11 protein-coding genes and 1 pseudogene are annotated in these 12,864 nt (G+C 30.6%); all 12 read left to right on the top strand.

What is annotated here, in order from left to right; translation table 11 throughout:
• Positions 1 to 28: 28 nt before the first annotated feature.
• Positions 29 to 1,381: pseudogene (locus J7M87_RS16435) on the top strand (6-phospho-alpha-glucosidase).
• A gap of 413 nt (positions 1,382 to 1,794) precedes the next feature.
• On the top strand, positions 1,795 to 4,710 hold the full coding sequence (locus J7M87_RS16430; RefSeq protein WP_291652648.1) for a polysaccharide lyase 8 family protein: 2,916 nt from the start codon (positions 1,795 to 1,797) through the stop codon (positions 4,708 to 4,710).
• A gap of 83 nt (positions 4,711 to 4,793) precedes the next feature.
• On the top strand, positions 4,794 to 5,414 hold the full coding sequence (locus J7M87_RS16425; RefSeq protein ID WP_291652646.1) for a bifunctional 4-hydroxy-2-oxoglutarate aldolase/2-dehydro-3-deoxy-phosphogluconate aldolase: 621 nt from the start codon (positions 4,794 to 4,796) through the stop codon (positions 5,412 to 5,414).
• A gap of 66 nt (positions 5,415 to 5,480) precedes the next feature.
• Complete coding sequence (locus tag J7M87_RS16420; RefSeq protein WP_291652644.1) at positions 5,481 to 6,422, top strand: sugar kinase; 942 nt, start codon at positions 5,481 to 5,483, stop codon at positions 6,420 to 6,422.
• A gap of 148 nt (positions 6,423 to 6,570) precedes the next feature.
• Positions 6,571 to 7,401 (top strand): 5-dehydro-4-deoxy-D-glucuronate isomerase, encoded by an 831-nt coding sequence (gene kduI / locus J7M87_RS16415; protein ID WP_291652642.1) that lies wholly within the window; start codon positions 6,571 to 6,573, stop codon positions 7,399 to 7,401.
• Positions 7,402 to 7,421: 20 nt separating this feature from the next.
• Positions 7,422 to 8,219 carry a gluconate 5-dehydrogenase gene (locus tag J7M87_RS16410; RefSeq protein ID WP_291652639.1) on the top strand — a complete coding sequence of 266 codons (798 nt, stop codon included), beginning with the start codon at positions 7,422 to 7,424 and terminating at the stop codon, positions 8,217 to 8,219.
• A 91-nt stretch (positions 8,220 to 8,310) separates the two neighbouring features.
• Positions 8,311 to 9,054 carry a GntR family transcriptional regulator gene (locus tag J7M87_RS16405; protein WP_291652637.1) on the top strand — a complete coding sequence of 248 codons (744 nt, stop codon included), beginning with the start codon at positions 8,311 to 8,313 and terminating at the stop codon, positions 9,052 to 9,054.
• Positions 9,055 to 9,086: 32 nt separating this feature from the next.
• Complete coding sequence (locus J7M87_RS16400; protein ID WP_291652634.1) at positions 9,087 to 10,274, top strand: glycoside hydrolase family 88 protein; 1,188 nt, start codon at positions 9,087 to 9,089, stop codon at positions 10,272 to 10,274.
• A 38-nt stretch (positions 10,275 to 10,312) separates the two neighbouring features.
• Positions 10,313 to 10,813: a PTS sugar transporter subunit IIB gene (locus J7M87_RS16395; protein ID WP_291652632.1), complete on the top strand. Its 501-nt coding sequence runs from the start codon at positions 10,313 to 10,315 to the stop codon at positions 10,811 to 10,813.
• Positions 10,814 to 10,829: 16 nt separating this feature from the next.
• On the top strand, positions 10,830 to 11,636 hold the full coding sequence (locus tag J7M87_RS16390) for a PTS sugar transporter subunit IIC (protein WP_291652631.1): 807 nt from the start codon (positions 10,830 to 10,832) through the stop codon (positions 11,634 to 11,636).
• Entirely contained in the window at positions 11,626 to 12,441 is an 816-nt protein-coding gene (locus J7M87_RS16385) for a PTS system mannose/fructose/sorbose family transporter subunit IID (protein WP_291652629.1), read from the top strand. The genes J7M87_RS16390 and J7M87_RS16385 overlap by 11 nt, the downstream gene beginning before the upstream one ends.
• Positions 12,442 to 12,452: 11 nt before the next feature.
• The gene (locus J7M87_RS16380; protein WP_291652627.1) at positions 12,453 to 12,863 is read left to right on the top strand and encodes a PTS sugar transporter; all 411 of its coding nucleotides are present in this window, start codon (positions 12,453 to 12,455) and stop codon (positions 12,861 to 12,863) included.
• Position 12,864: the final 1 nt, after the last annotated feature.

Here is a 12,864-nt window from a genome sequence, read left to right as displayed (position 1 = left end):
TAATAGTTAAAAAAGGAGTTGTAGAAAAATGATAATAACAATAGTTGGTGGGGGAAGTACATTCACTCCAGGAATAGTAAAATCAATTGCATTAAGAGAAAAGGAATTAGAAGTAACTGAGGTTAGATTATTTGATATAGACGAAGAAAGACAAAATAAGGTTGCTGTAGTAGTAGATTATATTTTAAAAGAATTAAATTCTAACATTAAATTAACTGCAACTACTGATAAAGAAACAGCTTATAAGGATGCTAAATTTATATTTGCACAAATGAGAGTTGGAAAATATGCTATGCGTGAGATGGATGAAAAAATTCCTTTAAAGCATGGATGTATTGGACAAGAAACTTGTGGATGTGGTGGGTTAGCATATGGGCTTAGAACTATATTCCCAATGATGGAAGTTATTGACGATGTAGAAAAATATGCAGATAAGGATCACTGGATATTAAACTACTCAAATCCAGCAGCAGTAGTTTCAGAAGCTTGTAGAGTTTTAAGACCTAATGCAAGAATAATAAACATTTGTGATATGCCAATAGCTATATTAGAGATGATTTCTAAATGTTTAGGTGATGTGGATTACTTAAAGATGGATTATAAATATTTTGGATTAAATCACTTTGGATGGTTTACTGAAATTACTTATGAAGGAAGAGATATAATTAAAGAAATTCGTGAATATGTAAATGAAGTTGGTACTTTAATGCCAAGACAATATGTTGAGGCTATGAAGAAAAATCCATTAAAAGAAGGAGAAAGACATGCCTCTCAATCTTGGGTTAAGGTTTGGAATAATATGAAGACTATGATGGATTTATACCCAGATTATTTACCAAACACTTACTTACAATACTACTTATTATCTAAAGATGTAGCAGAACATTCAGATGCAGAATGGACTAGAGCAAATGAAGTTATGATGAGCCGTGAGAAGAATTTATTTGAAGGTGTAGATCATTATTTAAAAACTGGAGAGGTTACAAAGGATGCTTTCTATCATGGAGCACACGGTAACTTTATAGCAGACTTAGCTGTATCTATTAAGAATGACTTAAAAGAAAAGTTTATAGTTATTGAACCAAATAACGGAAGTATTCCAAATATAGATGATGATGTTATGGTAGAATTACCAGCATTAATGGGTAAGAATTGAGCAGAAGTTATTAAGATTGATGCAATTCCAACATTCTATAAAGGATTAATGGAACAACAAGTAGCTTCAGAAAAATTAATAGTTGAAGGAGCAATTGAAGGTTCTTATAATAAAGTATTACAATCATTTGCAATGAACAAAACAGTACCATCAACTTTAGTTGCAAAAAAAATCTTAGACGATATGATAGAAGCAAATAAGGGCTTCTGGCCAGAACTTAAATAGATTAAAAAGTAGGGACTACGTAAATTATTAAAAGTAATTTACGTAGTCCTCCTTTTTGTTTCTATTTTAATATTTATTCATTATCTTCATAACAATAATTGATATATATTTATTTAAAACTCAACAAATAAGCGGGAGTAGTTTACCTCCTACTTGTAAAGTTATACCTTTATGTTATTTTCTTTCCATAAATAAATAAATAAATAAATAAATAAATAAAGCGTTAAAGAATATAAAGGCCCTTAGTAGAATACTTAAGATTATTCTACTAAGGCTAGTTTTATATATAAGTAACAATCAGGCATTGACAGTAAATACCAAAGAAACGTATAATGTTAATATGTTAACCTATTAATTAGAAACAATTTATTAAATTTAGCGTTTAGTTAAATATTATGAGGGGGATGTATTTTATGAGAAAAAGTAAGGAAACAACAAAAAAAATAATTGCATCAACATTAGCGGGAACCGTAATTGTTAGCACTGCATTAACTAATGTCGTAAATGCAGAAACAACTAAAATTAGTACAAGCAGTATAGTTAATATGGAAAATGGAGATGTAGAGGGTATAATTGAATCTATTAGACTAAAATGTAAGGAAGATTTAATTGGCGGTAAATTAATTGATGTAAATAATGAAACTATAGCTAAGAAGATATCAGGATATGTAAAACAAACAAAAACATATTTAGAATCTATGAATTTAGATGAAAATAATGATTACCTATGGGAAGATTTAAAAGATTACAAAGATAATCCAGCTAGAATAACATCAATGTTTAATAATATTGTGTCAATGGCTATGGCTTATAGTTTACCTAATGATACTTACTATAAAAATGAGAAGCTGAAAGATAATATAATTTATGCATTAGAATGGATAAATAAAAATGCCTATAATAGTGAAATAGAGCAATACGGAAACTGGTGGGAATGGATGATTGGGGTACCTGCTAGATTAAATAATATTGTTGTGTTAATGTACGATGACTTAACTGAAGATCAAATAACTAGATATATGGATGCAATACAAAAATTTTTACCAAGTATTGAACCAGGAAGTAAATATCATACTGGAGCTAATTTAGCAGATGTATGTTTAAATAAATTACTTCAAGGTGTTAATGAAAAAGATCCAGAAAAAATAAAAGAAGCTTCAGAAGATATATCAGATGTTTTTGACTATGTAACTAGTGGAGATGGATTTTACCCTGATGGTTCTTATGTTCAACATGGAATAGTTGCCTATACTGGGTCATATGGAAACGTTCTTATAGATAAAATATCAAATGTAATGTTTTTACTAGAGGGAACTCCATGGAAAATTGAGGCGGAAAGTAAAAATAATATATATAATTGGATATTTGAAAGTTTTGATCCTATTATATATAAAGGCTATGTTATGGATATGGTTAGAGGAAGGTCTATATCTAGATATAACGGAAATGGATATATACAAGCCGCTGGAATTATTGAAGGCATGCTTAAAATATCAATGATTTCAGATGAAGATATGGCAAACAAAATACAAGCATTAGTAAAACAATGGGCTATTGAAGCAGAAGATGTAATAGATTTTGGGACTAAGTTTAAATCAATAAATGTAATAGATAAATATTATGAAATGATGAATAATGAAGTTATTCATCAATCATTACAAGGTGCAGCTCACTATTCCTTGAATATGATGGATAAGACTGTTCATGAAAGAGAGGGGTATGCATTAGCTATTTCAAGAAGTTCAAGCAGAATAAGTAAATATGAATTTATGAACAAGGAAAATTTAAAACCTTGGTTTCAAGGAGATGGGATGACTTATCTCTATAATGATGATTTAACTCAATTCTCAGATGACTTTTGGTCAACCATAGATCCATACAGGATGCCAGGGACAACAATAGATAAGAGAGAGAGAGCTGATAAAGAGATTCTTCCAGATATAGATGCAGGTTCACCGCTACAAGATGAAGTTTATTATGAATTAGGAAATAGTAGTTGGTCTGGTGGAACTAAACTAGGTAAGTATGGTGTATCAGGTATGCAAATAGATAATAAGTACGACTCTTTAAAAGCAAATAAATCTTGGTTTATGTTTGATGATGAGATAGTTGCATTAGGCTCAGGAATAACTAATCCTGAAGAATTCAGTACAGAAACAATAGTTGAAAATAGGAAACTAAAAAAAGATGGAAGTAATAAATTTATTGTAGATGGAGAAGAAAAGGTACAAGCACTAGGTGATAATGATAAGGTCAAAAACGCAGAATGGGCATATTTAGAAGGAAATGTAGAGGGGACAGGTATTGGGTATTACTTCCCAAATGGAGCTGATATAAATTTATTAAGAGATAACAGAGAAGGTAATTGGTTTAATATAAATGCTTCTAATTCAGCAGCAGATAAAACAGTTACAAACAACTATTTAACTATGTATATAGATCATGGTACTAATATAGAAAATAAAGGATATAGCTATATATTATTGCCTAATAAATCGTCAGAAGAAGTAGAGGATTATGCTAATAATTCAAATATTGAAATAGTAAGAAATGATGAGATTGCTCAAGGGGTTAAGCATACGAAATTAAAGATGGAAGGCGCAAATTTTTGGGTAGATGGTAAAAATACATCAGGATCTATAACATCATCAGGAAAAGCATCAGTTATGATAAAAGAAAACGACGATAATACATTAACAATATCAGTTTCTGATCCAACATTTGAAGGAGAAAGCTTATCAATAGAAATTGCAAAATCAGCAGCTAAATTAGTAAAATCAGATAGCCAAATATCAAATATCAGTCTAAATGATAAAAAGATAGCCTTTGACGTAAATACTTCTGGGGCAATGGGTGCAAGCTTTGAATTAACAATGGAGTTAGGAGAAGCTTTAAATGAGGATGAAACAGAGGCAGAAGTTATAAATGAAGCTCCTATAATTTATGGAGAAGATGTAAAACTATATGTTGGAGATACATGGGATAAAAGTATTCACAAAATAATTGCATCAGATAAAGAAGATGGAGATTTAAGTGAAGCAATAAAAGTTAAAGAAAATACTATTAAGCTAGATAATAATTTTAAAGTTACTGAAAAGGGAGAGTATAAAGTAGTATTTGAAGTTACTGATAGCAAGGGTGCCAAATCAGAAAAGGAATTTAGTGTAATAGTAGATGAGAAAATAGAAGATTCAAGCAATTTAAATAGTGGAAATAACTCACAAAACTTACCTAATACTGGAGCCGTTATAGGTGGAACTACCTTAGTAGGAATAGGTGGGTTACTAACATTATTAGGAGCATCAATGTTTAAAAAAAGGAAAAAGTAAATTTAAAAATTTGGAAAATGCAAAATAAATATTAGTAGATATTTTTTTGCTTTTATAAAAATATAAATGGAGGATATGAATATATGAATAAGAAAGAAGTAAAAGAGGTAATGAAGGGACAATTAATTGCAGTAATTAGGGGGAATGATATAGAAGAAGCAAAGCTTATTTGTAAAACTCTCGTAGAATCAGGAATCACATCATTAGAGATTACATTTAGTCTTCCGAAGGCAGAAAAATTAATCTATGATTTGAAAAAGGAATTTTCAAATGCACTTATAGGAGCAGGAACAGTATTATCTAAGGAACAAGCAAAACTTGCAATAGATAATGGAGCAGACTTTATAGTATCTCCTTGTATTGTAGAAGAAGTAGGAGCGTATTGTAGGGAAAAAGATATATTTTGTTCAATGGGAGCTGCAACTCCTACAGAAGTTTATAATTCATATTTAGCTGGTAGTGATGTTGTTAAATTATTTCCAGGAGATTGTATTTCAATGAAAATGATTAAGGGTATTAAAGCACCAATGCCATTTATTGAAATGATGCCAACTGGTGGAGTTGATGATATGAACGTTAAAGAGTGGTTTGAAAATGGTGCATATGCTACAGGATTTGGTGGATATTTAACTAAAGGAATAAATGCATCTAATCTTAATATATTAAAAGAGCGTTGTGAAAAATTAATACAAGCTACTAAATAAAAATTTAAAAGAATAAATTAATAATATATTTTATATTATTAAGGAGATTAGGGAGAAAATTATAATATGAGTAAAGTACTATTATTTGGAGAAGCAATGGCTCTTTTTACAGCTAAAGTAGAAGGAGACTTAGAGAGTGTAGATTTATTTGGAAAATCAGTAGCAGGCGCAGAACTTAATGTTTGTATAGGCCTTGTAAGGTTAGGGCATATAGCTAAATATATTACAAGGTTAGGCGATGATCCATTAGGTTTATATATTAAAAAGTTTATTGATAAAGAAAAAATAGGTACAGAGTTTATAACTTTTGATACCATAAATAAAACAGGACTAATGCTTAAAAGTAAAGTTTCAAATGGAGATCCTGTAACAGCATATTATAGAAAGGGATCGGCATTTTCAAACATTACTTTAGAAGATATTGATAAGATTAGTTTTGATGGAGTTGAACTTCTTCATGTAACTGGAATCCCTCCTGCTGTATCATTAAGTTGCAGGGAAGCTACATATCGCTTAATGGAAAGAGCAAAAGAAAAAGGGGTTTATGTAACTTTTGATCCGAATTTAAGACCAGCTTTATGGGAAAGTGAAGAAGTCATGGTTAGAGTTATAAATGATCTGGCAAAAAAATGTGATTTAATATTGCCTGGTGTAGCAGAAGGTCTGGTGTTAACTGGAAGTGGAGATGTGGAAAAAATAGCTGATTTTTATCAGAATATTGGTATTAAGGAAGTTATTATTAAAAATGGTAATAAGGGAGCTTATGTTAGAAGTGGTGATGATAGTTTTACTGTACCAGGATTTAAAGTTGAAAAAGTGGTAGATACTGTAGGGGCAGGAGATGGTTTTGCGGCAGGAGTATTAAGTGGAAAATTAGAGGGATTATCAATTAAAGAGTGTGCAATAAGAGGGAATGCAATTGGTGCGATTCAAGTTACATACTCTAGTGATAATGATGGTTTACCTACGCAGGACGAGTTAAAAAATTTTATAGACAAAAGAATTTAAATAAATGAAAAAAAAGGAGATTTGATATCTTCTTTTTTTTATTTGAGAAAATTTTCTGAAACTTATTGACTACGGTTACAAATGGTAGTAATATAATATTAACATCTTAATGTGTTAACTGGTTAACACGAAGAAAGGAGTGTTTTAGATGGAAACTAGATATTCACATAGTCCTAAAGATATAAAGCATTACTCAACAGAGGAATTACGAGGAGAGTTTTTACAGGAAAAAATATTTGTGCCAGGTGAAGTTTGTTTAACTTATTTACATTATGATCGTCAAATATTTGGAGGAGTCACACCTGAGGACAAGCCTTTAGAAATAGTTCTTTCAAAAGAACTTGGAGTAGATTATTTCTTAGAACGTCGTGAACTTGGGATTATTAATATAGGTGGTCCTGGAACAATTATTATTGATGGAAAAGAAGAAGAAATGAAAAAACAAGATGGATATTATATTGGTAAGGAAACAAAGCAAGTAATATTTAAGTCTAATGATTTAAATAATTTAGCAAAATTTTATGTTGTATCAACACCTGCTCACCATAAATATCCAAATGTGAAAATAAGTATAGATAACATTACACCAAGAGTTGTTGGTGAAGGTAAAACATTGAATAAGAGAAAAATATTCCAATACATTCATCCAAATATATGTGAAAGTTGTCAATTACAAATGGGATATACAATACTTGAAGAGGGTAGTGCATGGAACACAATGCCTTGTCATACTCATGAAAGACGTATGGAGACATATTTATATTTTGATATGAAAGAAGATACTAAAGTATTTCACCTAATGGGGAAACCAGATGAAACTAAGCATATAGTAGTTGGAAATGAAGAAGCTGTTATTTCTCCAAGTTGGTCAATACATTCAGGAGTAGGTACAAGCAATTACACATTCATATGGGCAATGTGTGGAGAAAACATAACATATGATGATATGGATATGGTTTCTATGGATGATTTAAAATAAAAAGAGGAGGATTAAGTTTAATGAATGATTTCAAATTAGATAATTTCTCATTAAAAGGAAAGATAGCTTTAGTAACTGGAGCATCTTATGGAATAGGATATGCAATTGCATCAGGTTTATCAAAAGCAGGTGCTAAAATAGTTTTTAATGATATAAATCAAGAACTAGTTGATAAAGGATTAGCAGCATATAAGGCAGATGGAATAGAAGCAAAAGGATATGTATGCGATGTAACTGATGAAGATGCTGTACAAGCTTTAGTTAAAAGAATAGAAGAAGAAGTTGGAGTTATTGATATCTTAGTTAATAATGCTGGAATAATCAAAAGAATTCCAATGGTTGAAATGTCAGCAGCTGACTTCAGAAAGGTTATAGATGTAGATTTAAATGCGCCATTTATTGTTTCTAAAGCAGTAATACCATCTATGATTAAAAAAGGTCATGGAAAGATAATTAATATATGTTCTATGATGAGCGAGCTAGGTCGTGAAACAGTTAGTGCATATGCATCAGCAAAAGGTGGATTAAAGATGCTAACAAAAAATATATGCGCAGAATATGGTGAAAGTAATATCCAATGTAATGGTATAGGACCTGGATATATTGAAACACCACAAACAGCACCGCTAAGAGTTGAAGGAAATCCATTTAATGATTTCATTATTTCTAAAACACCAGCAGCTCGTTGGGGAACTACAGATGATTTAATTGGACCTACAGTATTCCTAGCATCAGATGCTTCTAACTTTGTAAATGGACATATCCTATATGTAGATGGGGGAATACTTGCTTCAATAGGAAAGCAACCAGAAGCATAGAGAAAACAGAAATTATAATTATGTGAACTTGAATGCCGATATAATATGATATATTATATTAACATGTTATATTATTAAGGAGTTAAGAGTTATGATTGCAAAATATGAAATTATAAAACAAGACATTATCCAGATGATTGAAGAGAAAAAGTTTAAACCAGGAGATAAAATTTATTCTGAAGGAGAGTTGAAAAAACTATATAACGTAAGTAGTACAACAGTTGTTAGAGCTCTTCAAGATTTAGTTTTGAGTGGATACCTTATTAGAAAACAAGGAGAAGGCACATATGTAAGGAAAAACTTTAAGCATAGACGTGCTTTCTTCGATGAAGGTAGCCCGATAATTGAAGAGGTTAAGAATAAGTATTCTGAGCAAAGTATCATAGAAAGTAAAAAAATGTTATTTGTTAGGGAATTAGAAGATAAAGAAATTGCGGCAAAATTAAATGTTAAATCAAACGAAATTTTAGTTCATTTCTGCCGTGTAAGTTTTATTAATGATACTCCTTGGCAATTTCAAAATAGCTATATTCCAAAAAAATATTTAAAGAATTTTAATTATAAGAGCCTAGGTGAAAAAGATAGGCTATCTGATGAATTAAATAAATCATTAGGAATAAATTTGATGACTTTACCAATGAAGCAGAAAACAGAGGTTGAGTTTCCAATTAAGGAAAAGAGCGTATGCGAAGCTTTAGCTATTGATGAAAATATACCAGTTTATAAATCAGAAAGAATTACTTATTATCCTGCACAAATACCATTTGAATTTGTAAGAACCTATTTACATTATAAATTTTACTCTATAGAAATTCAAACTGAAGATAATGTCTAAATAAAAAAGTAGACATTAAGGAGTTTTAAAATATGCGAAGTATTATAAAAGAACCGTTGATTCGTAGTGAACGTTATTTTAATTGTGGTTTTTTATCGAAAGAAACTATTGGGGAAGCATTAGATAAATGTATAAAAAAAATAGATAGAAATATAGAAATATTTGGAGAAAATTTTCCAACGCCAGCGACTAAAGACAATGCGTATGGTATTATGGATAATACTGAATGGACCAATGGATTCTGGACAGGAATTTTATGGTTAGCATATGAATACACAAAAGATAATAAATACAGAGAATTAGCAGAAAAAAATGTTGAATCATTTTATAACAGAATTTCAAATAATATTGAAGTAGCTCATCATGATCTAGGGTTTCTTTATATACCATCATGTGTTAGCTCTTATAAATTAACAGGCAACAAAATAGCATATGATGCAGCCATAATGGCTGCAGATGCCTTGATTAAACGTTATCAAGAGAAGGGACAATTTATTCAAGCCTGGGGTGAATTAGGCGCTCCCGATAATTATAGATTAATTGTAGATTGTCTTTTAAATATACCTTTATTATATTGGGCTACAGAGGTAACTGGAGAAGAAAATTACAGGGAAATTGCAAAGAAGCATTTTAAAACAACTATTGCAAATGCGGTAAGAGATAACGCTTCTGCATTCCATACCTTTTACTTTGACCCAGCTACTGGAAATCCTGTTGGAGGTAAAACTAGGCAAGGATACTCAGATGATTCTAGTTGGGCGAGAGGTCAAGCCTGGTTAATATATGGAATAGCATTAAATTATTCCTATGACATTAATGAAGAAAATATAGATATTTTTGAAGCAGTATCAAATTATTTTATAAATAGATTACCAGAAGATCTTGTATGCTATTGGGATTTAATTTTTAATGATGGTTCTGGAGAATCAAGAGATTCATCTTCAGCAGCCATAGCAGTTTGTGGATTTAATTTAATGGATAAGTTTTTACCAGAAACTAATGAAATGAAAAATGTTTATAGATATATACAACATGCAATATTAGGAAGCTTAATAAATAATTACACTGATGATTTAACTGATGGAGCTACAGCATTAATAAATCATGGAGTTTATTCTTGGCATTCAGGTAAAGGTGTAAATGAAGGTAATATCTGGGGGGACTATTTTTATATGGAAGCCTTAATTAGATTCTACAAGAATTGGAAGATGTATTGGTAAGAAATAATATAATAATTTATTAGATGGGGGAATTCATTATGGAAAATAAACCAAATATAAAAATGGTTCGTATTGATGAAAGATTAATACATGGACAAGGTCAACTATGGATTAAAAGTTTAGGAGTTAATTTAGTTATTGTTGCAAATGATAAAGTATCAACAGATACAATACAACAAACATTAATGAAAACAGTTATTCCTAAAGAAGTTGGTGTACGTTTTTGGACAATCGATAGAACTAACGAAGTAATTTGGAAAGCTGCACCGCACCAAAATATATTCGTTGTTGTAAAGGATTGTAAGGACGCATTAAGATTAGCAGAAGGTGGATTTCCTATTGAAAAATTAAATGTAGGAAATATACACGCAACTTCAGGTAAAGAAAAGGTTTCCCAATTCATTTACTTAGGTGAAGAAGACAAAGAAGCTTTACGTAAATTAAGAGATAAATATAATGTTGAATTCAATACTAAGACATCACCTGTATCAAATGATGGTGTTCAAACAATAGAAGCATTAAATAAGGTATTAGAATAAAAAGGGAGGAATAAAAATGGATATATCATTAGCTCAAGCAATTTTAATAGGCTTAATTACTGCATTTTGCTATGCAGGGCAATTATTAGGTATTTATACAAATCGTTCAATTATTATGTCATTTTTGGTTGGACTTGTATTGGGGGATATTCCTACAGCACTAACATTTGGTGCATTAGCTGAATTAGCATTTATGGGATTTGGAGTTGGTGCTGGTGGTACAGTTCCTCCAAACCAATTAGGACCTGGAATAGTTGGTACAATAATGGCGATTACTTTAAAGAGTCAAGGAGTTACTCCTGAATCAGCATTATCTTTATCATTCCCATTTGCTGTATTATTCCAATTACTTACTACTGCTTTATATACTGTTTTCTCAGGAACAACAGAAACTTCTAAGAAATTAATAGCAGAAGGGAAATATGAAAAATATAAGTTAGTTGCTAATGCTACATTTATTGGATTCTTAGTTGTTGGATTTATTGTAGGTTTTGCTTCAGCTGTAAGTTTGCCGGCTTTACAAGCATTTGTAGATGTATTACCACAATGGTTAATTACAGGATTCTCAGTTGCTGGCGGTCTTATCCCTGCAATAGGATTTGCTATGATAATGTCAGTTATGCTTAAGAAGGAATATATTCCATATGTTTTATTAGGTTATATTTCTGTTTCATATTTAGCATTACCAACTATGGCTACTGCATTAGTTGGAGCAGTATTTGCAATAATAATGTATAACTTAAACACAAAGACTACAGGGGTTCAAGCAGCTAGTGCTTCAAATGTGGTTGTAGAAGAGGAGGATTTTTCAAATGGAATCTAGAAAACCAGTATTAACAGCAAAGGATTATTTAAAAGTTACTTTAAGATCTTATTATCTACAAAATGGATTTAACTATAACTCATATCAAGGAACAGGATATTTATTTGTAATTTTTCCAGCCTTAAAAAAAATCTATAAAAATGATCCAGAAAAACTAAAAGAAGTTTCAATGGAAAACATTGAATTCTATAATACTAATCCTCATATGTTACCATTTATAACTAGTATGCATTTAGCTATGTGTGATCATGGTGAAGAAATCGAAGATACTCGTAGCATAAAGATGGCTTTGATGGGACCTTTAGCAGGAATTGGGGATTCAATTGCACAATTTGGTTTAGCACCATTATTCTCAACTATTTTTGCAGGTCTAGCGATGGATGGTTTATCTTTTGCTCCAATGGCTTTCTGGATAACTATGATTGTTTCATTACTAGCAATTAAGTTATTAATGGGTCACCTAGGATATAAACTTGGAACTAATGTAATTGCTACTTTAAGCGAAAAGATTGGTCAAATCTCTAATGCGGCAAACATAGTAGGTGTTACTGTAATTTCAGCTTTAGCAGTTTCATTTGTAAAAGCAAAGATAGGTATTCAATATGCTACTACTCTTGCTTCAGGAGAGGAACAAGTAGTTTCTATTCAAACAATTTTAGATAAAATACTTCCAAATATGTTACCAGCAGTTATTACTATTATTGTATTTACATTAGTAAAGAAATATAAGTGGTCAACGTATAAATTACTAGCTTTATTATTTGTATTAGGTATAGGGCTTTCATATTTCGGAATTCTAGTATAGGGGGACTTTAAATGTATAAATTAGTGATTGTAGGACATGGTAATTTTCCAAGCGGAGTTTTATCAGCAGTATCTTTATTAGTAGGAGAAAATGAAAATATTATTGGTCTTGATTTAGATTCAAACGAAACTCATGAAGGCTTTGAAAAAAAATTAAAGGGAATATTAGATAATAATGATAAGCTTATAGTCCTTGCAGATTTAACAGGGGGGGCACCTCATCAAATAGCAGCTCGTTTAATTTTAGAGTCTTCAAAGTTAAACCAATATATTATTTCAGGAGTTAATCTTGCTTTAGTTGTAGATTTAGCAATGAAATGTTGTTTAGGAGAAGTAGAAGATGAGGATATTCAATCTGAATTGTTAAGCTCCATCGATGATAGTAAAGATGCAACAGTATTAATATCTAATAGGATGATGTAAA

Source organism: Clostridium sp. (assembly GCF_017888565.1).
Classification (GTDB): domain Bacteria; phylum Bacillota; class Clostridia; order Clostridiales; family Clostridiaceae; genus Clostridium.
This window is presented reverse-complemented; position numbering and strand designations above follow the sequence as displayed.